Below are 21,470 nucleotides of genomic sequence, written 5' to 3'. Positions count from 1 at the left end.
CTAAATGAATCATGTCGAGTTAGAACACATTGTTAATCAGCAGCTGAACACCAGCGCCTTCAGTGACTATGCGCCCAATGGTTTGCAGGTGGAAGGTCGCGCGGAAGTGAAAACTGTCATCACGGGCGTGACCGCCTGTCAGGCGCTGCTCGATGAAGCGGTCAAGCGCAATGCTGACGCTATCCTGGTCCATCACGGTTATTTCTGGAAGAGCGAATCGCCGCTGATTAAAGGAATGAAACGCCAGCGTCTGCATACGCTGCTGGTCAATGATATCAACCTGTATGGCTGGCACCTGCCGCTCGATGCACATCCACAGCTCGGCAACAATGCACAGCTGGCAAAGTTGTTTGATATTGAAGTGAAAGGGGAAATTCAGCCGTTAGTGCCATGGGGCGAGCTGGCTGAACCGTTGAGCGGTGAAGCGCTGGCGGCGAAAATCGCCGAACGCTTAGGTCGTAAACCGTTGCACTGTGGTGATAATGCCCCGGCACTGATCAAACGCGTCGCCTGGTGCAGTGGCGGCGGACAGGGCTTTATCGATAGCGCGGCCGCTTTTGGCGTGGATGCCTTCATCAGCGGTGAAGTTTCTGAGCAAACCATTCACAGCGCACGTGAACAAGGCCTGCACTTTTTCGCCGCCGGGCATCATGCCACCGAGCGCGCCGGTATTAAAGCGCTGGGCGAATGGCTGGCGCAGAGCTATGGCCTCGATGTGACCTTTATTGATATCGATAATCCTGCCTGATTTCTCTCTCTCCGCGTCCTTAACCCACGTTAAGGACGCAAATCTGTTGACACATCTCTGTCACTTTCGCATAACTTATTGACTTTCATTATAAGCAAAGCGATTTGTGGACATTTTTTGTCCGCGCTAATCATGACCGGGAGGTGGATTTTGCAACGAGCACGTTGTTATCTACTGGGTGAGCGAGCGGTGGTACTGGAGCTGGAACCCCCCGTTTCACTCGCCAGCCAGCAGCGCATCTGGGGACTGTGCCAGCGCCTGCAGCACAATGAACAGGTTCAGGAAGTGATTCCGGGGATGAATAACCTGACGCTGCTACTGCGCGATCCGCAATTGAATGCACTGGATGCCATCGAGCGTCTTCAGCGCTGGTGGGAAGAGAGTGAAGAACAGATCCCTGAATCACGTCGGGTGGAGATTCCGGTGGTGTACGGTGGCGCGGGTGGCCCCGATCTGCAAGTGGTGGCAGATGGCGCCAGCATGACGCCAAAGCAGGTGGTTGAACTGCACAGCAGTGTTGATTACGTGGTCTATTTTATCGGCTTCCAGCCTGGTTTTCCCTATCTCGGCGGCTTAGATGAACGTCTGCACACGCCGCGGCGTGCTGAACCGCGTGTCATCGTGCCCAGCGGCTCGGTAGGCATCGGTGGCAGTCAGACCGGTATTTATCCCTTGGCCGCACCTGGCGGTTGGCAGCTAATTGGCCATACGCCCGTCAGCCTGTTTGACCCCTTACAACACCCGCCGACACTGCTGCGCCCCGGTGACAGCGTGCGCTTTGTGCCGCAACAGGAGGGCGTATGTTAAACATTCTACGCGCCGGATTGATGACCTCGATTCAGGATCAGGGCCGTACCGGCTGGCGGCAATATGGCATCAGCGTTAGCGGCGCTCTCGATCAACCTTCAATGCGCACCGCCAATATGCTGGTGGGCAACCCGGAAGAGAGTGCGGTATTAGAGATTGTGCTTGGCCAGTTTAAAGCGGAATTTAAACGTGACGGCTGGTTTGCACTCACTGGGGCAGGTTGTAATGCCGATCTGGATGGCAAACCGGTGTGGACTGGCTGGCGCTTACCGGTGAAAAAAGGCCAGGTCTTATCACTGGCGATGCCGGTGCGCGGTATGCGTAGCTATCTGGCAGTCAATGGTGGTTTCGCCATTGATGAGATGCTCGGCTCGCACAGTACCGATCTCAAAGCGGCTTTTGGCGGTTTCCAGGGCCGTAAGCTGCAGGATGGCGATCAGCTACCGTTGGGCAAACCCTCCCGCACCTTCAAAGGCAAAGCGGGCGTTCGTCAGTTGTTGTGGGGCAACCGCATTCGCGCCTTACCGGGCCCGGAGTACAACGAGTTCACCCGCGAAGCCCAGGAAGGTTTCTGGCGCAGCCCGTGGAAGCTGAGTCCGCAGAGCAATCGTATGGGTTACCGCATGCAGGGGCGTCAATTGCAGCGTAAAGCCACGCGTGATTTGTTGTCACATGGGTTAGTGCCCGGCGTGGTGCAGGTGCCGCCTAATGGCCAACCGATTGTGCTGATGGCCGATGCGCAAACTACCGGCGGTTATCCGCGTATCGCTTGTGTTATCGAAGCTGACCTGTATCAACTGGCGCAGATTCGCCTCGGTGAACCGATTCACTTTATCCATTGCACACTGGAAGAAGCGCTGTTGGCGAAACAGCATCAACAGCGCTCCTTTGACCAAATTGCCTGGGGGCTTGCGCATGAAGATTGATCTTAACGCTGACCTGGGCGAAGGCAGCGCCAGCGATCAGGAACTGCTGACGCTGGTGAGTTCGGCCAACATCGCCTGTGGTTTTCACGCCGGTGATGCGCAAACCATGCTGCAATCGGTGCGCTGGGCCAAAGCCTCTGGTGTGGCGATCGGCGCCCACCCGAGCTTTCCGGATCGCGAGAACTTTGGTCGCACCGCGATGCAACTGCCACCGGAAACGGTGTATGCGCAGATGATCTATCAGATCGGTGCATTAAAGAGCATCGCCGAAAGTGAAGGTGAGCGTTTAGTGCATGTGAAGCCGCACGGCATGCTTTACAACCAGGCGGCGGCGGATGCCACGCTCGCCGACGCGATTGCCCGCGCGGTGAAGGCGATCGATCCCGCATTGATTCTGGTCGGTCTGGCGGGCAGTGCTTCCATCAAGGCGGCTGCGCATCATGGCTTGCGCACGCGAGAAGAGGTATTCGCCGACCGTGGTTATCTGGCAACCGGCGCACTGGTGCCGCGCAGCCAGCCAGGCGCGATGATTGAAGAAGCCGAGCAGGCGCTGGCGCAAACGCTCACTATGGTGCAGCAGCGTCAGGTGCAGAGTATCAGCGGTGAATGGGTGCCGGTGAATGCAGAAACCGTGTGTCTGCATGGTGATGGCGCACACGCGCTGCAATTTGCGCGCACGTTGCGTGCGGCTTTTGCTAACCATCAAATTACTGTGACCAGCGCATAACAAATAACAACTCGCCCGATCTGTATCGGGCTTTTTATTTCTGATGAGGGGAAAAACATGGATAACGTGGTCAATCTCTGGCCGTTACTCGGCATTGCCGCCATCGTTCTGGGATTCGTGTTGCGCTTTAACCCGGTGCTGGTGGTGATTGTTGCCGGTTTTGTGACCGGCCTGGCCGCGCATCTGCCGCTGGCCGATATTCTGGAGAAACTTGGTTCCGGCTTCCTGAACACCCGAAACCTGCCGCTGATTTTGCTGCTGCCGCTGGCCGTGATCGGTTTGCTGGAGCGCCACGGTTTGAAGGAGCGCGCACAAAGCTGGATCGCGCAGATCAAAACCGCGACGGCGGGCCGTTTGCTGATTGTCTATCTGTTCGTGCGTGAAATCACCGCAGCACTCGGTTTAACCAGCCTCGGAGGTCATCCGCAGATGGTGCGTCCACTGCTGGCACCGATGGCAGAAGGCGCCACAGAAAACCGCTATAGTGAAGTGCCCGATGAAGTGCGCCATCGCTTGCGCGCCATGTCGGCAGCCACCGATAACGTCGGGCTGTTCTTTGGTGAAGATATCTTTGTCGCATTCGGCGCGATTATCTTCATGCACAACTTTATGCAGGAGTCGGCAGGCATTAGCACCGAGCCGCTGCATATCGCCTTGTGGGGTATTCCCACCGCACTCTGTGCCTTCCTGATCCATTCGGCGCGACTGGTGCGCCTTGACCGCCAGCTGGCGCGTGAATTGGGTGCCATTAATCAGCAGGCGTTGCACGCCAAAGGCGGGAAATAATGTTTCAGCAACAATATCTGATGTGGCTGGCAGGTGTAATCCTGCTGGTGGTCGCCGTTCTCTCCTGGCGTGATGCGGCTAACCCAAGACGCTTTACCACCGGTTTATTCTGGGCGCTGTATGGCCTGATGTTCCTGATTGGTGATGGTGCTTATCAACTGATGGGGCAGTGGGCAGGCGATGCCGCTGCGGGTAAACGCATGCTGCACATTGGCGTCGGCATTGCGGTGGTGTTGATGGCATTAATTGCCGGTTTCGGCGGCGTGCGTCTCGGCAGCTATCATCAGCGAAGCGATCAGCAGAAGCGCGAAAGTGCGCAGCGTTTGCGTAATAAGCTGTTTTTGCCCGCGCTGGCGATTCCGGTGGTCACCGTGATTGGTGTTCTGGCGTTTAACAACATCCCTGGCTTGCAAGATGCTGTGTTTGGCCCGGGTAATCATTCAACGCTGGTGACCCTGTTCTCGATGATGGTCGGCTGCGTGCTGGGCTGGATCATCGCGCTGCAAATCACCCATGAAAAACCGCTGCAGTCGATGCAGGAAACTCGCCGCCTGCTGGATGCGGTGGGTTGGGCATTTATTCTGCCGCAAATTCTTGCCACGCTCGGTCTGTTATTCACCAGCGCGGGCGTCGGCACTGCGATTTCACATCTTACTGAACAGTATCTGGCAGTGGACAATCGCCTGATTGCGGTTGCGGTGTATGCGATTGGCATGGCGCTGTTAACCATGGTGATGGGCAATGCGTTTGCCGCTTTCCCGATAGTGACGGCTGGCATCGGGATTCCTATTCTGGTGCTGCAACACGGCGGCAATCCGGCGGTCATGGCGGCAATTGGCATGTTTTCTGGCTATTGCGGCACCTTGATGACGCCGATGGCGGCGAACTTCAACATCGTACCCGCGCGCTTACTGGAGTTGCCGGATCGAAACGGGGTGATCAAGGCTCAGGTGCCAACCGGTGTGCTACTGTTGGTGGTAAACGTATTCCTGCTCTACTTCCTGATGTTCTTATGAGGTCGCAATGAAAACGGTATTGATGACGGCGTTTGAGCCGTTCGGTGGCGAAACCATTAACCCTTCATGGGAAGCGGTGCGCAGTTTTGACGGTAAAGAGATTGCCGGAGCCCGAATTGTGGTGCGCCAGCTACCCGTGGTGTTTGCCACCTGCGGAAAGGTGCTAACGCAAGCGCTGGATGAGATTCAACCTGACCGAGTATTGTGCGTGGGCCAGGCCGGTGGGCGTGTTGATATCACCGTCGAACGTGTGGCGATCAACGTGGATGATGCGCGTATTCCCGACAACGATCAGCAGCAGCCAATCGACCAGCCCATCGTGATGGATGGACCTGCCGCCTATTTTTCCACCTTACCGATTAAAGCGATGGTTGCAGCACTGCGCGAAGTGGGTGTGCCGGCCTCGGTATCGCAAACGGCCGGCACATTTACCTGTAATCACGTGATGTACAGCCTGTTGCACTGGCTGAAGACCACCAACAGTCCGGCGCGCGGGGGCTTTATTCATATCCCCTATATGCCTGAACAGGCGGTGAACCATCCCGGCGTCGCCAGTATGGCGACGGCCAGCGTGATCCTGGCGCTGGAAACCTCGTTGCAGGTGATGCTGAGCACTGAAAATGACATCCGCGTGGTCGGTGGATCGACGCATTAACAGGAGAAGTTATGCCTGAAGGACCGGAGATCCGCCGTGCGGCGGATCAACTGGCAGCGGCGATGGAAGGCAGGCCACTCACTGATGTGTGGTTTGCCTTTCCTGAATTGAAAACCTACGAACCAGCACTAATGGGTGAAACCATTACGGCTTTTGAAACACGTGGCAAAGCACTGCTGACGCATTTTTCGAATGGCTTAATTCTCTATAGCCATAATCAATTGTACGGCGTGTGGCGTGTGGTGCCGACCGGCACTGAACCCAACACTTCGCGGCAGTTGCGCGTGCGGTTGGCAAACGCCGAACAGACCATCCTGCTCTACAGTGCCTCGGATATTGAACTGCTCAATGCAGATACCGTCGGCGCACATCCCTTTCTGCAGCGCGTGGGGCCTGATGTGCTCGATGCCACTTTAACGGTGGCAGAGGTGCGTGAGCGGCTGCTATCGCCACGTTTTCGTCGCCGTCAGTTCAGCGGATTGTTACTCGATCAGGCCTTTCTGGCGGGATTGGGTAACTATTTGCGTGTGGAGATTTTATGGCATGCCGGATTGCTGGCGTCGCATCGGGCACAGGATCTCACTGAGGCACAGCTCAATGCATTAAGTGAGGCGATGCTGGCGGTGCCACGGTTGTCGTATCAGATGCGCGGCAGTATGAAGAAATACCATGCCGATGCGGCGTTTCGCTTTGAGGTGTTTCATCGCCAGGGCAAGAGATGTCGGCGCTGCGGCACGCTGATTGAGAAGGGCACGCTATCGTCGCGGCCATTTTACTGGTGCCCGGGATGTCAGTTTTGACGCCATAATGCGATCAATAAAAAAGCTGCCATCTCAATGAAATGGCAGCCTTTCTTTCACACTCATTTAGCTGTGGATTACTTTTTCAGCGCCGAGTTAAATGGACGCTCGGTGTAACCGGTGTACAGCTGACGTGGACGCGCAATCTTCATGCCTTCGTCGTGCATCTCTTTCCAGTGTGCAATCCAACCCACGGTACGCGCCATCGCGAAGATCACGGTAAACATGGAAGAAGGAATACCCATCGCTTTCAGAATAATGCCAGAGTAGAAATCGACGTTTGGATAGAGTTTACGCTCGATGAAGTACGGGTCGTTCAGCGCGATATGTTCCAGCTCCATCGCCACTTCCAGCAGGTCATCTTTCATACCCAACTCATTCAGCACTTCGTGACAGGTTTCACGCATCACGGTGGCGCGAGGGTCATAGTTTTTGTAAACACGGTGACCGAAGCCCATCAGACGGAACGAATCGTTTTTGTCTTTCGCGCGACGTACGAATTCTGGGATGTGCTCAACGGTGCTGATCTCTTCCAGCATACGCAGGGTAGCTTCGTTGGCGCCACCGTGTGCCGGTCCCCACAGTGAAGCGATACCCGCAGCGATACAGGCAAATGGGTTTGCACCAGAAGAACCGGCGGTACGCACGGTTGAGGTAGAGGCGTTCTGCTCATGATCAGCATGCAGAATCAGAATACGGTCCATGGCGCGTTCCAGTACCGGGTTCACTTTGTACTCTTCACACGGTGTGGCGAACATCATATGCAGGAAGTTGCCTGCGTAGGACAGGTCGTTACGTGGGTAAACGAACGGCTGGCCAATCGAATATTTGTAGCACATCGCTGCCATGGTCGGCATTTTGGACAGCAGGCGGAAGGCAGCGATTTCACGGTGACGTTCAATGTTGACGTCTAAGGAGTCGTGATAGAACGCCGCCAGGGCGCCAGTGACACCACACATTACCGCCATCGGATGCGAGTCGCGGCGGAAGCCATGGAACAGTCGGGTGATTTGCTCGTGGATCATGGTGTGGCGGGTAACGGTGGTGCGGAATTCTTCAAACTGGGCTTGGGTCGGAGCTTCTCCATTCAGCAGGATGTAACACACTTCGAGGTAGTTGGAGTGGGTTGCCAGTTCGGAAATCGGGAAGCCGCGGTGTAACAGAATGCCTTCATCACCATCAATAAAAGTGATTTTAGATTCGCATGACGCAGTAGAGGTGAAACCGGGATCGAAAGTGAACAGGCCGTGATTGCCAAGTGTGCGGACATCAACAACGTCTTGTCCCAGCGTACCTTGCATCACATCCAGTTCAACGGAAGCATTATCTTGTAGGGTTAGCGTCACTTTTTTATCTGTCATTTTTCGTCTCCATAGCGCCTTAGTAGGTAAGGATCTTAGACACCAGAATAGCCTTCATGTTGTATAAAACCACAATCTTCACAGTATCACTCTGCGGTAACGTTTGTCGTGCAGGGTTACAGGGAGATGTATTAGGGCCAGTCGGTGGCGTTCGGGCATGACATGCTGAACAGCGCGGATGTTAAAGATCCTGTCACGACATAACTTCTTGGTAACCAATAACCTGATGCTTTGTGTTGCTCGTAAAGGCAATGTTACATAACTTGAGCTTAGGGGAAAGTGTATCCCCATAACTTTTGTGCATCATAGGGCTTTAATGCGTTTGTTTGTAACTGAAATGTTGATCTTTTGTCAAATCAGATAATTAAAAATGTATGAATTGTGAAATTCGTGAGTCGGATCACTGTTCAGCCTAAATGTGACCAAAGAGATTGTAGGGGAATTGTAATCAGAATGTGATCCTCCTATACTGCCGCCAGGTCTCCGGAATACCCTGACACCAGGAGCCACCCAGCGTTTTTTTCGCTTCACTTAACACTGGATGTTGCTTTTTTGGTGGCGGTTGCAGTCTGAACACGCGCTGTGCTCTGATGCGACTCAGGTCCGGAGGAAGCAAAATAAAAAAGAGCTGTGTGGGCAAAACCGTGAAAAAACAAAGACCTGTTAACTTGGATCTCTCGACGATCCGGTTTCCCGTTACTGCAATATCGTCCATTCTCCACCGCGTCTCCGGCGTGATCACCTTTGTCGCTCTCGGAATACTGCTCTGGTTACTGGGTCTCTCTCTCTCTTCTCCTGAAGGCTTCCAGCAAGCGGCTTCCATCATGGACAGCTTCTTCGCCAAATTCATCATGTGGGGCATCCTGACTGCGCTGGCGTACCACGTCGTGGGCGGTATTCGTCATATGCTGGCTGATTTTGGCTTTATGGAAGAAACCCTGCAGGTGGGAACCCGTTCCGCGCAAGCGGCTTTTGGTATCACTGTCGTGCTCTCAATTTTGGCTGGAGTCCTCGTATGGTAAGCAATGCTTCTGCATTAGGACGCAACGGTATTCATGACTGGCTGTTACTGCGTGCTGCTGCAATCTTAATGACGCTCTACATCATCTACCTCCTTGGTTTTGTGGTTATGACCGGCACCCTGACCTATGACGCCTGGCACGGCTTCTTCGCCTCTGCCTTCACGAAAGTGTTTACGATACTGACGCTGTTCTCGATTCTGGTCCACGGCTGGATTGGCATGTGGCAGGTCCTGACCGATTACGTTAAACCAGTAGCAACCCGCTTGCTGCTGCAGTTTGTGATTGTGGTCGCGCTGTTGTCGTATGCCGTTTATGGAATCGTTGTTGTGTGGGGTGTGTAAATGAGTTTGCCAGTCAGAGAATTTGATGCCGTGGTGATCGGCGCGGGTGGCGCGGGAATGCGCGCGGCTCTGCAAATCTCCCAATCGGGCCAGACTTGTGCCCTGTTATCCAAAGTTTTCCCAACCCGTTCTCATACCGTATCGGCGCAGGGCGGTATTACCGTTGCGCTGGGTAACACCCATGAAGATAACTGGGAATGGCATATGTACGATACCGTCAAAGGCTCCGACTATATCGGTGACCAGGACGCGATCGAGTATATGTGTCACGTCGGTCCGGAAGCGATTCTGGAACTGGAACACATGGGTCTGCCTTTCTCCCGTCTTGATGACGGCCGCGTATATCAGCGTCCGTTTGGTGGTCAGTCGAAGAACTTCGGCGGTGAGCAGGCGGCGCGTACCGCTGCGGCAGCCGACCGTACTGGCCACGCACTGCTGCATACCCTGTATCAGCAGAACCTGAAAAACAAAACCACCATCTTCTCCGAATGGTATGCGCTGGATCTGGTGAAAAATGAAGACGGTGCGATTGTCGGCTGTACCGCTATCTGCATGGAAACCGGTGAAACCGTTTACTTCAAAGCGAAAGCGACCATTCTGGCAACGGGCGGTGCTGGCCGTATTTACCAGTCCACCACTAACGCGCACATCAACACCGGTGACGGCGTAGGTATGGCGCTGCGTGCCGGTGTGCCGGTGCAGGATATGGAAATGTGGCAGTTCCACCCAACCGGTATCGCCGGTGCGGGTGTGCTGGTAACTGAAGGTTGCCGTGGTGAAGGTGGATACCTGCTGAACAAACACGGCGAACGCTTCATGGAGCGTTATGCGCCAAACGCCAAAGACCTGGCAGGTCGTGACGTGGTCGCACGCTCCATGATGGTGGAAATTCGTGAAGGCCGTGGTTGTGACGGTCCATGGGGCCCGCACATCAAGCTGAAACTCGATCATCTGGGCGCAGAAGTTTTGGAATCGCGTCTGCCGGGTATCCTTGAGCTGTCGCGTACCTTTGCGCACGTCGATCCGATTAAAGAGCCGATTCCGGTTATTCCAACCTGCCACTACATGATGGGCGGCGTGCCGACCAAAGTGACCGGTCAGGCGCTGCGCGTGAACGAGCAGGGTGAAGACGAAGTGATTCCGGGCCTGTTCGCGGTAGGCGAAATTGCTTGTGTATCAGTACACGGCGCTAACCGTCTTGGCGGTAACTCGTTGCTCGACCTGGTGGTATTTGGCCGCGCGGCGGGTGTGCACCTGCTGGAGTGTCTGGAAGAGCAGGGTGAACTGCGCGAAGCCACGCAGGAAAACATTGATGCCGCCATGGCGCGCTTCAACCGCTGGGAAAACAACACCACGGGTGAAGATCCGGTTGAAATCCGTAAAGCGTTGCAGCGTTGCATGCAGAACAACTTCTCGGTATTCCGCGAAGGTGATGCGATGCGTGAAGGTCTGGAAGAGCTGAAAGTGATTCGTGAACGCCTGAAGTCAGCGCGTCTTGATGACCGTTCGCCAGATTTCAACACCCAACGTATCGAGTGCCTTGAGCTGGATAACCTGATGGAAACCGCGTACGCCACGGCGGTCGCTGCAAACTTCCGTACCGAAAGCCGTGGCGCACACAGCCGCTTCGACTACCCGGAACGTGATGATGCTAACTGGCTGTGTCACAGCCTCTATGTTCCGCAAACGGAAAGCATGACGCGCCGTGAGGTGAACATGCAACCGAAACTGCGTGCGGCCTTCCCGCCGAAAGCGCGTACCTACTAATTGCGGAGATCATCATGAGACTCGAATTTTCTATCTATCGTTACAACCCGGAAGTCGATGACAAACCGCGTATGCAGGAATACACGCTGGAGTCAGAAGACGGTCGTGACATGATGTTGCTGGACGCGTTGATTCGTCTGAAAGAGAAGGACCCAACGCTGGCCTTCCGTCGCTCATGCCGTGAAGGTGTTTGCGGTTCTGACGGCCTCAACATGAACGGTAAAAACGGTCTGGCCTGCATCACGCCAGTCTCCGCGCTGGGTAATGGCACGAAGAAAATTGTTATCCGTCCACTGCCTGGTTTGCCGGTGATCCGCGACCTCGTCGTTGATATGGGACAATTCTATACGCAGTATGAGAAGATTAAGCCTTTCCTGTTGAATAATGGGGAAAATCCGCCAGCACGCGAGCATCTGCAGACCCCGGCAGACCGTGAGCACCTGGATGGATTGTACGAGTGTATTCTGTGCGCTTGCTGCTCGACCTCGTGCCCATCGTTCTGGTGGAACCCGGACAAGTTCATCGGTCCGGCAGGTTTGTTAGCCGCTTACCGTTTCCTGATCGACAGCCGCGATACCGAAACCGATGCGCGTCTGGACAATCTGAACGATGCTTTCAGTGTATTCCGCTGTCACAGCATCATGAACTGTGTGAGCGTGTGCCCGAAAGGACTAAACCCGACGCGCGCTATCGGCCATATTAAGTCGATGCTGCTGCAACGCGGGGCGTAACACACTGAAGTCACTGTCCGGGAACTTAAGGTTCCCGGCAGTTTACGGAAGCCTTTATAAGCGCGGTACTGACCACGCTTATAAAGGTTCCCTTACGGGCCAGGCGCCGGTTGCGCACAGGTTCGTATCGCTGAACTCACTACGGCAAGCCGCGAAAGCGGCAACAAATGAAACCTCATAAAAAGCAGATTAATGCTTAAGGGATCACAATGCAGAACAGCGCGATGAAACCCTGGCTGGACTCCTCCTGGCTGGCCGGCGCGAACCAATCCTACATAGAGCAACTCTATGAGGATTTCCTGACCGATCCTGACTCAGTTGATGAAATGTGGCGCGAGCTGTTCCAACAGCTGCCCGGCACTGGCGTGAAACCTGAGCAGTTTCACTCCACCACGCGTGATTACTTCCGCCGCCTGGCAAAAGATGCGACCCGCTACACATCCTCAGTCACCGATCCGGCTACTAATTCCAAACAGGTTAAAGTGCTGCAGCTGATCAATGCGTTCCGCTTCCGCGGCCATCAGCACGCTAACCTCGATCCGCTCGGCCTGTGGAAACAGGATCGGGTGGCGGATCTGGATCCGGCTTATCACGATCTCACCGACGCCGATTTTCAGGAAAGCTTTAACGTAGGTTCCTTTGCCATTGGTAAAGAGACCATGAAGCTGGCTGATCTGTTCGCGGCGCTGCAGCAGACCTATTGTGGCTCGATTGGTGCAGAGTACATGCACATCAACAACACCGATGAGAAACGCTGGATTCAGCAGCGTCTGGAATCGGTGGTCGGCCATGCGTCATTCAGCAGCGACGAGAAAAAAGGTTTCCTGAAAGAGCTGACTGCGGCTGAAGGTCTGGAAAAATACCTTGGCGCGAAATTCCCGGGTGCAAAACGCTTCTCACTGGAAGGCGGTGATGCACTGGTGCCGATGCTGCGCGAAATGATTCGCCATGCAGGCAAAAGCGGTACGCGTGAAGTGGTACTGGGGATGGCGCACCGTGGTCGTCTCAACGTCCTGATCAACGTACTGGGTAAAAAGCCACAGGATCTGTTTGACGAATTCTCCGGCAAACACAAAGAGCACCTCGGCACCGGCGACGTGAAGTACCACATGGGCTTCTCGTCTGACGTTGAAACCGAAGGTGGTTTAGTGCACCTGGCGCTGGCGTTTAACCCGTCACACCTCGAAATCGTAAGCCCAGTGGTCATGGGTTCGGTGCGTGCACGTCTGGATCGTCTGGCTGAGCCAAGCAGCAACAAAGTTCTGCCGATCACCATCCACGGTGATGCGGCGGTGATCGGCCAGGGCGTGGTGCAGGAAACCCTGAACATGTCTGCGGCGCGCGGTTACGAAGTGGGCGGTACCGTTCGCATCGTGATTAACAACCAGGTAGGTTTCACCACCTCGAACCCGAAAGATGCGCGTTCAACGCCTTACTGCACCGACATCGGCAAAATGGTTCTGGCGCCAATCTTCCACGTGAATGCGGACGATCCAGAAGCGGTGGCCTTCGTGACTCGCCTGGCGCTGGATTATCGCAACACCTTTAAACGCGACGTGTTTATCGATCTGGTGTGCTACCGCCGTCACGGCCATAACGAAGCGGATGAGCCAAGTGCAACCCAGCCGCTGATGTACCAGAAAATCAAGAAACACCCAACGCCACGTAAGATCTACGCCGATCAGCTGGAAAGCGAAGGTGTGGCGACGTTAGAAGATGCGACCGAACTGGTCAATCTCTACCGTGATGCGTTGGATGAAGGCGAATGCGTGGTGCCAGAATGGCGTCCGATGAGCCTGCACTCCTTCACATGGTCGCCGTACCTGAACCACGAGTGGGATGAAAACTATCCTGCCACGGTTGAGTACAAACGCCTGCAAGAGCTGGCGCGCCGCATCAGCAGCGTACCGGAAGCCGTCGAAGTGCAGTCGCGCGTGGCTAAGATTTACAATGACCGTAAAGAGATGGCGGAAGGCAACAAGCCATTTGACTGGGGCGGCGCGGAAAACCTGGCGTACGCGACCTTGGTTGATGAAGGCATTCCTGTTCGTCTGTCGGGTGAAGACTCCGGCCGCGGCACCTTCTTCCACCGTCATGCGGTGATCCACAACCAAACCAACGGCTCAACCTATACCCCGCTGCACCATGTCCATAACGGGCAGGGTCAGTTCAAGGTCTGGGATTCCGTGCTGTCAGAAGAAGCGGTACTGGCCTTTGAATACGGCTATGCCACCGCAGAACCGCGCGTGCTGACCATTTGGGAAGCGCAGTTCGGTGACTTCGCCAACGGTGCTCAGGTGGTGATCGACCAGTTCATCAGCTCCGGCGAGCAGAAGTGGGGCCGTATGTGTGGCCTCGTGATGCTGCTGCCACACGGTTATGAAGGTCAGGGGCCAGAGCACTCCTCTGCGCGTCTGGAGCGCTATCTGCAACTCTGTGCTGAACAGAACATGCAGGTATGCGTGCCATCAACGCCAGCACAGGTTTACCACATGCTGCGTCGTCAAGCGCTGCGCGGTATGCGCCGCCCGCTGATTGTGATGTCACCGAAATCGCTGCTGCGCCATCCACTGGCGGTCTCCAGCCTGGAAGAGCTGGCCAATGGTAGCTTCCAGCCAGCGATTGGCGAGATTGACGATCTGGATCCGAAACAAGTGAAACGCGTGGTGATGTGTTCCGGTAAGGTTTATTACGATCTGCTGGAACAGCGTCGCAAGAATGAGCAGACCGATGTCGCCATCGTGCGTATCGAACAGCTCTATCCGTTCCCGCACAAAGTGGTGCAGGACGTATTGAAAAATTATGCGCATGTGCAGGATTTCGTCTGGTGTCAGGAAGAGCCACTGAACCAGGGCGCATGGTATTGCAGTCAGCATCATTTCCGCGAAGTGGTTCCCTTCGGTGCGTCACTGCGTTACGCAGGTCGTCCGGCTTCTGCTTCACCAGCCGTGGGCTACATGTCCGTACATCAACAACAGCAGCAAGACCTGGTTAACGACGCGCTGAACCTTGGTTAATTAAAAGGAAAGAAAATGAGTAGCGTAGAAATTCTGGTTCCCGATTTGCCTGAATCCGTAGCGGATGCAACGGTTGCAACCTGGCACAAAAAACCCGGCGATGCGGTCAGTCGCGATGAAGTACTGGTTGAGATTGAAACGGACAAAGTTGTGCTTGAAGTGCCTGCTTCAGCAGACGGTGTACTGGAAGCGATTCTGGAAGACGAAGGCGCTACGGTGCTCTCGCGCCAGCTGTTAGGCCGCCTGGTGGAAGGCAACAGCGGTGGTAAAGAGACCTCTGCGAAAGTAGAAACGAAAGAAGCGACACCAGAACAGCGTAAAACCGCGTCTCTGGAAGAAGAGAGCAACGATGCGCTGAGCCCAGCGGTTCGTCGCCTGATCGCTGAAAACAACCTCGACGCGAGCCAGATTAAAGGCACCGGTGTGGGTGGTCGTCTGACGCGTGAAGATGTTGAGAAGCATGTCGCGAAGAAAGCTGACGGCGCGAAAGCGGCGCCTGCAGCAGCGGCTGCAGCACCTCAGGCTGCTGTGGCTAACCGCAGCGAAAAACGCGTACCAATGACGCGTCTGCGTAAGCGTGTGGCTGAGCGTCTGCTGGAAGCGAAAAACAGCACCGCGATGCTGACCACTTTCAACGAAATCAACATGAAGCCGATCATGGATCTGCGCAAGCAGTACGGCGACGCGTTTGAGAAACGTCACGGTGTGCGTCTGGGCTTCATGTCCTTCTACATCAAAGCGGTGGTTGAAGCCCTGAAACGCTATCCAGAAGTGAACGCTTCTATCGATGGCGAAGATGTGGTTTACCACAACTACTTCGACGTCAGCATCGCGGTATCTACCCCGCGCGGCCTGGTAACCCCAGTGCTGAAAGATGTTGATGCGTTGAGCATGGCTGACATCGAGAAGAAAATTAAAGAACTGGCGGTGAAAGGCCGTGACGGTAAGCTGACGGTTGACGAGCTGACCGGCGGTAACTTCACCATCACCAACGGCGGTGTGTTCGGTTCCCTGATGTCTACCCCGATCATCAACCCACCGCAGAGCGCGATTCTGGGCATGCACGCGATCAAAGAGCGCCCGATGGCGGTCAATGGTCAGGTTGTGATCCTGCCAATGATGTATCTGGCACTCTCTTATGACCACCGTCTGATCGATGGCCGTGAATCCGTGGGCTATCTGGTCGCGGTGAAAGAGATGCTGGAAGATCCGGCACGTCTGCTGCTGGACGTCTAATTTTCGCCGGGCGCATCGCACAACGGTGCGCCCAAACTCATATCTGAATGGATAGAACATCATGAACTTACATGAATACCAGGCGAAGCAGTTGTTTGCTCGCTATGGCATGCCAGCTCCAACTGGTTACGCCTGCGCTACGCCACGTGAAGCAGAAGAAGCCGCCTCTAAAATTGGCGCAGGTCCGTGGGTAGTAAAATGTCAGGTACATGCCGGTGGCCGCGGTAAAGCGGGTGGCGTGAAAGTGGTGAACAGCAAGGAAGATATCCGTGCATTTGCTGAGCATTGGTTGGGCAAGCGTCTGGTGACCTACCAAACTGATGCTGATGGCCAGCCGGTAAACCAGATTCTGGTTGAAGCCGCGACTGACATCGACCAGGAACTCTATCTGGGTGCGGTAGTTGACCGTGCTACCCGTCGCGTGATCTTCATGGCTTCAACTGAAGGCGGCGTGGAAATCGAGAAAGTGGCGGAAGAAACCCCGCACCTGATCCACAAAATGGCATTGGATCCGCTGGCCGGACCTCAGCCATACCAGGGTCGTGAGTTGGCGTTCAAACTGGGCCTGTCCGGTAAGCAAGTTAGCCAGTTCACCAAAATCTTCATGGGTCTGGCGACCATGTTCCTGGAACGCGATCTGGCGATGGTTGAGATCAACCCGCTGGTGATCACCAAGCAGGGCGACCTGATCTGCCTCGATGGCAAGCTGGGCGCCGACGGTAACGCATTGTTCCGTCAGCCTGAGTTGCGTGAAATGCGCGATCCAAGCCAGGAAGATCCACGTGAAGCACACGCAACACAGTGGGAACTGAACTACGTTGCGCTGGATGGCAACATCGGCTGTATGGTGAACGGTGCCGGTCTGGCAATGGGTACCATGGACATCGTGAAACACCACGGTGGCCAGCCAGCTAACTTCCTTGATGTCGGCGGCGGCGCGACCAAAGAGCGCGTAACCGAAGCCTTCAAAATCATCCTGTCTGATGATGCCGTTAAAGCGGTATTCGTTAACATCTTCGGCGGCATCGTGCGTTGCGACCTGATCGCAGACGGCATCATCGGTGCAGTTGCAGAAGTGGGTGTGAACGTGCCAGTGGTGGTACGTCTGGAAGGTAACAACGCCGAGCTGGGCGCGCAGAAACTGGCGGACAGCGGTCTGAACATCATTGCAGCAACCAGCCTGACAGACGCTGCGCAGCGTGTTGTTGCTGCCGCGGAGGGTAAATAATGTCCATTCTTATCGACAAAAACACCAAAGTCATTTGCCAGGGTTTCACCGGTGGCCAGGGGACTTTCCACTCTGAGCAGGCTTTGGCCTATGGTACGCAACTGGTTGGCGGTGTAACGCCAGGCAAAGGCGGCACCACACATCTCGGTCTGCCAGTGTTCAACACCGTGCGTGAAGCAGTAGAAGCCACTGGCGCCACTGCTACCGTGATCTACGTTCCAGCCCCGTTCTGCAAAGACGGTATCCTGGAAGCGATTGATGCAGGCATCAAACTGATCATCACCATCACCGAAGGCATCCCAACGCTGGATATGCTGACCGTGAAAGTGAAGCTGGATGAAGCTGGCGTGCGCATGATTGGCCCGAACTGCCCAGGTGTGATCACCCCAGGCGAATGTAAGATCGGTATCATGCCAGGTCACATTCACCAGCCAGGCCGCGTAGGTATCGTGTCTCGTTCAGGCACCCTGACCTATGAAGCGGTTAAGCAGACCACTGACATCGGCTATGGCCAGTCAACCTGCGTGGGCATCGGTGGTGACCCGATCCCAGGCTCTAACTTCATCGATATCCTGAAAATGTTCCAGGACGATCCACAGACCGAAGTGATCGTGATGATCGGTGAGATCGGTGGTAGCGCTGAAGAAGAAGCCGCAGCCTTCATTAAAGAGCACGTGACCAAGCCGGTTGTCGGCTACATCGCGGGTGTAACTGCACCGAAAGGCAAACGTATGGGCCACGCAGGCGCCATCATTGCTGGTGGTAAAGGCACCGCTGACGAGAAATTCGCCGCGCTGGAAGCGGCCGGTGTGAAAACCGTACGCAGCCTGGCTGACATTGGCGACGCCGTTAAAGCAGTTCTGCCAATCAAATAAGTCATCACTGTTGATGCGCATGAAGCCACCTTCGGGTGGCTTTTTTTATGTCTGAAAGAGAGGGGTAGCCAGTGGCAACAGCGCCCTGTGCAGAGTCACACAAAAAGCAGGGAAAAACCGTAACGGAGATAAAATCTGCGGCTATGCTTACTGAGTTGGTAAGGTAAAGATAGGAAAATGTGCGTGATCTCACAGGGGAAATTAAACCTGAGTATCCGGTATTAACGTTAAAAAAATACGGGAGAAGTAATTATTTCCGTAATTGCATCACGCGTTCATGACAACTAATTAACAACAACGCTAACACTACATATCTGAAAAAATATTGTCTTAATCCAGATCAATAAAGGGTGAGATATAACAAACTTTACTGCTGGCATCACGCACGACAAACGGTATAAATTGCGCTGCATCAATTCAGTCTTTTCCGCGAATTTTCAGGAGTTTGAGCCAGGCGTTGTTAGCGCAATTCTGCCGCCTTCTTGCATCACACTCCTGCTCGAAACAGATTGAAGCGATCGGTTTTTCGGGAAATTTTCAACACTGTTACTCACTCATTTCGGGCTACAGATTTCTCTGTTCTGTCAGTAATAAAACTGGAATCAATAATCAGTCGTTCCTGGATCTTATTCTGCACGTCAATGTTCGTTGTTTACCGTTGTCAGCCGCAGAGTAAATTCATGCGAGGAGCAAGGAGTCATCATGTTAGATATTGTCGAGCTGTCGCGTTTACAGTTTGCCCTGACGGCGATGTACCATTTCCTGTTCGTCCCCTTAACGCTGGGTATGGCGTTTTTGTTGGCGATCATGGAAACCGTATATGTCCTGACGGGTAAGCAAATTTATAAAGACATGACCAAGTTCTGGGGCAAGTTGTTCGGTATCAACTTTGCGCTGGGTGTCGCAACCGGTCTCACCATGGAGTTTCAGTTCGGGACCAACTGGTCATATTACTCCCATTACGTCGGCGATATCTTTGGTGCGCCGCTCGCCATTGAAGGCTTGATGGCGTTCTTCCTTGAATCCACCTTTGTCGGTCTGTTCTTCTTCGGTTGGGATCGCCTTGGCAAAGTCCAGCACCTGGCGGTAACCTGGCTGGTGGCGCTCGGTTCTAACATGTCTGCGTTGTGGATTCTGGTGGCGAACGGCTGGATGCAAAACCCGATCGCATCCGAATTTAATTTCGAAACCATGCGCATGGAGATGGTGAGCTTCTCCGAGCTGGTGCTCAACCCGGTTGCGCAGGTGAAATTTGTCCACACTGTGGCGGCAGGTTACACCGCTGGCGCGATGTTTGTGCTGGGTATCAGTGCCTGGTATCTGCTGAAAGGCCGCGATGTGGCTTTCGCTAAGCGCTCATTCGGTATTGCAGCCAGCTTTGGCATGGCCGCGATTCTGTCCGTTATCGTGCTGGGTGATGAATCCGGTTATGAAATGGGTGACGTACAGAAAACCAAACTCGCAGCGATTGAAGCCGAGTGGGAAACGCAGCCTGCACCTGCGGCCTTCACGCTGTTTGGTATTCCCGATCAGGATTCGAAGGAGAACAAGTACGCGATTCAAATCCCGTATTTGCTCGGGCTAATTGCGACGCGATCGGTGGATACGCCGGTCACCGGTCTGAAAGATCTGCTGTCGCAACATGAAGTGCGCATCCGCAACGGCATGAAAGCCTACGCGTTGCTGAATGAACTGCGCGCGGGCAGTAAAGATCCTGCGGTGCGTAGCCAATTCGAAGCCAGCAAACAGGATCTCGGTTATGGCTTGCTGCTGAAGCGCTACACCCCGGATGTGGCGAATGCGACTGAAGCGCAGATTCAGAAAGCGACACAGGATTCGATTCCACGTGTGGCTCCGCTCTATTTCGCCTTCCGCATCATGGTGCTGTGTGGCGTGTTGCTGCTGGGTATTATCGCTCTGTCATTCCTGAGTGTGATTCGCAACCGCATTGGTAAGAGCCGTTGGCTGCTCAAGGCGGCGCTGTACGGTATTCCGCTGCCATGGATTGCCATTGAATCGGGCTGGTTTGTTGCAGAGTACGGCCGTCAGCCTTGGGCGATTGGTGAAGTGTTGCCAACCGCCGTAGCGAACTCCTCACTGACCGTTGGCGATCTGCTGTTCTCAATGATTCTGATTTGCGGTCTCTACACCATTTTCCTGGTGGCGGAAATGTACCTGATGTTCAAGTTCGCCCGTCTGGGTCCTAGCAGCCTGAAGACTGGCCGCTACCATCATGAGACCGTGAAAGCGGCTGCTCAGCCCGTTCGTGGATAAGGAGAGCAACCATGTTTGATTATGAAGTATTGCGCTTTGTCTGGTGGTTGCTGATTGGCGTGCTGCTAATTGGCTTTGCGGTTACCGACGGGTTTGATATGGGGGTCGGTATGCTGACGCGCATCCTTGGCCGTACCGATACCGAACGACGTATCATGATTAACAGCATCGCCCCGCACTGGGACGGCAACCAGGTATGGCTGATCACCGCGGGTGGCGCGCTGTTTGCCGCCTGGCCAATGGTTTACGCCGCCGCGTTTTCCGGCTTCTATGTGGCGATGATTCTGGTGCTGGCTTCGCTGTTCTTCCGCCCGGTGGGTTTTGACTACCGTTCGAAGATTGAGGACATGCGCTGGCGCAACACCTGGGACTGGGGCATTTTCATCGGCAGCTTTGTACCACCACTGGTGATTGGCGTGGCCTTCGGCAACTTGCTGCAGGGCGTACCTTTCCATGCGGATGAGTATCTGCGTCTGTTCTACACCGGTAACTTCTTCCAGTTACTCAATCCGTTTGGCTTGCTGGCGGGTGTGATCAGCGTCGCGATGATCCTGACACAGGGTGCGACCTATCTGCAGATGCGTACCAACGGCGATCTGCACCTGCGAGCGCGCGGCACCGCGCAAATCAGTGCGCTGGTGATGATGGTGTGCTTCGTATTAGCCGGTGTGTGGGTGAAATACGGAATAGATGGCTATGTGGTGAAAAGCGTCATCGATCATCACGCTGCATCCAACCCGCTGGGCAAAGAAGTGGTGCGTGAAGCCGGTGCGTGGATGGTGAACTTTGAACAGACGCCAATCCTGTGGCTGTTCCCGCTGCTTGGCGTGGTGCTGCCGCTGCTGACCGTGCTCTGTTCGCGCATGGAGAAGGGCGCCTGGGCGTTTGTCTTTTCTTCATTGACGCTGGCATGCGTCATCATGACTGCAGGCATCGCGATGTTCCCGTTCATTATGCCTTCCAGCACCGTGCCGGGCACTAGCCTGACCATGTGGGATGCCACCTCAAGCCTGCTGACGTTGAAAGTGATGACCTTCGCCGCCATCATCTTTGTCCCGATTATCCTCGCCTATACCGCGTGGTGTTATTACAAGATGTTTGGCCGTATCACCAAAGAACACATTGAGAGCAATACGCACTCCCTGTACTGATT

The 21,470-nt window shown here is 54.7% G+C and carries 19 protein-coding genes; 18 read left to right on the top strand and 1 reads right to left on the bottom strand.

What is annotated here, in order from left to right:
- Positions 1–4 precede the first annotated feature (4 nt).
- The 8 genes from FD744_RS07245 to nei all read left to right on the top strand — a co-directional run bounded on the left by FD744_RS07245 (position 5) and on the right by nei (position 6,465).
- Positions 5–748, top strand: coding sequence for a type 2 GTP cyclohydrolase I (locus FD744_RS07245; RefSeq protein WP_160867866.1), 744 nt, complete (start codon positions 5–7; stop codon positions 746–748).
- A gap of 150 nt (positions 749–898) precedes the next feature.
- A complete protein-coding gene (pxpB, locus tag FD744_RS07240) occupies positions 899–1,555 on the top strand; it encodes a 5-oxoprolinase subunit PxpB (RefSeq protein WP_160867865.1) in 657 nt (218 codons plus the stop codon).
- Positions 1,549–2,481 carry a 5-oxoprolinase subunit PxpC gene (gene pxpC / locus FD744_RS07235; protein ID WP_038648230.1) on the top strand — a complete coding sequence of 311 codons (933 nt, stop codon included), beginning with the start codon at positions 1,549–1,551 and terminating at the stop codon, positions 2,479–2,481. The genes pxpB and pxpC overlap by 7 nt, the downstream gene beginning before the upstream one ends.
- The gene (gene pxpA, locus FD744_RS07230) at positions 2,471–3,208 is read left to right on the top strand and encodes a 5-oxoprolinase subunit PxpA (RefSeq protein ID WP_160867864.1); all 738 of its coding nucleotides are present in this window, start codon (positions 2,471–2,473) and stop codon (positions 3,206–3,208) included. The genes pxpC and pxpA overlap by 11 nt, the downstream gene beginning before the upstream one ends.
- A 57-nt stretch (positions 3,209–3,265) precedes the next feature.
- The gene (locus tag FD744_RS07225) at positions 3,266–3,994 is read left to right on the top strand and encodes a DUF969 domain-containing protein (RefSeq protein WP_160867863.1); all 729 of its coding nucleotides are present in this window, start codon (positions 3,266–3,268) and stop codon (positions 3,992–3,994) included.
- The gene (locus FD744_RS07220; protein WP_160867862.1) at positions 3,994–5,010 is read left to right on the top strand and encodes a DUF979 domain-containing protein; all 1,017 of its coding nucleotides are present in this window, start codon (positions 3,994–3,996) and stop codon (positions 5,008–5,010) included. The genes FD744_RS07225 and FD744_RS07220 overlap by 1 nt, the downstream gene beginning before the upstream one ends.
- Positions 5,011–5,017: 7 nt before the next feature.
- Positions 5,018–5,665, top strand: coding sequence for a pyroglutamyl-peptidase I (pcp, locus tag FD744_RS07215; protein ID WP_058962137.1), 648 nt, complete (start codon positions 5,018–5,020; stop codon positions 5,663–5,665).
- An 11-nt stretch (positions 5,666–5,676) separates the two neighbouring features.
- Entirely contained in the window at positions 5,677–6,465 is a 789-nt protein-coding gene (gene nei / locus FD744_RS07210) for an endonuclease VIII (RefSeq protein WP_097117417.1), read from the top strand.
- Between the two features lie 77 nt (positions 6,466–6,542).
- Here nei and FD744_RS07205 read toward each other — a convergent pair whose 3' ends face one another.
- A complete protein-coding gene (locus tag FD744_RS07205) occupies positions 6,543–7,826 on the bottom strand; it encodes a citrate synthase (RefSeq protein ID WP_034829145.1) in 1,284 nt (427 codons plus the stop codon).
- Between the two features lie 632 nt (positions 7,827–8,458).
- Between FD744_RS07205 and sdhC the strand changes: the two genes are divergently transcribed.
- From sdhC to cydB, 10 genes are all read left to right on the top strand, one after another.
- The gene (gene sdhC / locus FD744_RS07200) at positions 8,459–8,848 is read left to right on the top strand and encodes a succinate dehydrogenase cytochrome b556 subunit (RefSeq protein ID WP_034829146.1); all 390 of its coding nucleotides are present in this window, start codon (positions 8,459–8,461) and stop codon (positions 8,846–8,848) included.
- A complete protein-coding gene (gene sdhD / locus FD744_RS07195) occupies positions 8,842–9,189 on the top strand; it encodes a succinate dehydrogenase membrane anchor subunit (RefSeq protein ID WP_058962135.1) in 348 nt (115 codons plus the stop codon). Before sdhC ends, sdhD begins: the two co-directional genes overlap by 7 nt.
- Positions 9,190–10,956: a succinate dehydrogenase flavoprotein subunit gene (gene sdhA / locus FD744_RS07190; protein ID WP_034829148.1), complete on the top strand. Its 1,767-nt coding sequence runs from the start codon at positions 9,190–9,192 to the stop codon at positions 10,954–10,956. It abuts the gene before it with no gap.
- A gap of 14 nt (positions 10,957–10,970) precedes the next feature.
- Complete coding sequence (locus tag FD744_RS07185) at positions 10,971–11,687, top strand: succinate dehydrogenase iron-sulfur subunit (protein WP_034829149.1); 717 nt, start codon at positions 10,971–10,973, stop codon at positions 11,685–11,687.
- A 209-nt stretch (positions 11,688–11,896) separates the two neighbouring features.
- Positions 11,897–14,704, top strand: a complete 2,808-nt coding sequence (gene sucA / locus FD744_RS07180; protein ID WP_034829150.1) for a 2-oxoglutarate dehydrogenase E1 component — start codon at positions 11,897–11,899, stop codon at positions 14,702–14,704.
- A gap of 15 nt (positions 14,705–14,719) precedes the next feature.
- Positions 14,720–15,940, top strand: a complete 1,221-nt coding sequence (odhB, locus tag FD744_RS07175; RefSeq protein WP_034829152.1) for a 2-oxoglutarate dehydrogenase complex dihydrolipoyllysine-residue succinyltransferase — start codon at positions 14,720–14,722, stop codon at positions 15,938–15,940.
- Positions 15,941–16,001: 61 nt separating this feature from the next.
- Positions 16,002–17,168, top strand: coding sequence for an ADP-forming succinate--CoA ligase subunit beta (gene sucC / locus FD744_RS07170; RefSeq protein ID WP_097117414.1), 1,167 nt, complete (start codon positions 16,002–16,004; stop codon positions 17,166–17,168).
- Entirely contained in the window at positions 17,168–18,043 is an 876-nt protein-coding gene (sucD, locus tag FD744_RS07165; RefSeq protein ID WP_034829155.1) for a succinate--CoA ligase subunit alpha, read from the top strand. The genes sucC and sucD overlap by 1 nt, the downstream gene beginning before the upstream one ends.
- Before the next feature lie 702 nt (positions 18,044–18,745).
- Positions 18,746–20,317, top strand: a complete 1,572-nt coding sequence (gene cydA / locus FD744_RS07160) for a cytochrome ubiquinol oxidase subunit I (RefSeq protein ID WP_160867861.1) — start codon at positions 18,746–18,748, stop codon at positions 20,315–20,317.
- Positions 20,318–20,328: 11 nt separating this feature from the next.
- Positions 20,329–21,468: a cytochrome d ubiquinol oxidase subunit II gene (gene cydB / locus FD744_RS07155; protein ID WP_058962354.1), complete on the top strand. Its 1,140-nt coding sequence runs from the start codon at positions 20,329–20,331 to the stop codon at positions 21,466–21,468.
- The last annotated feature ends 2 nt before the right edge of the window (positions 21,469–21,470 follow it).

Origin of the sequence: Pantoea sp. Taur (assembly GCF_009830025.1) — a bacterium.
GTDB classification, from domain to species: domain Bacteria; phylum Pseudomonadota; class Gammaproteobacteria; order Enterobacterales; family Enterobacteriaceae; genus Pantoea; species Pantoea communis.
The sequence above is the reverse complement of the archived record's forward strand: the minus strand, read 5'-3'. Positions and strand labels throughout refer to the sequence as shown.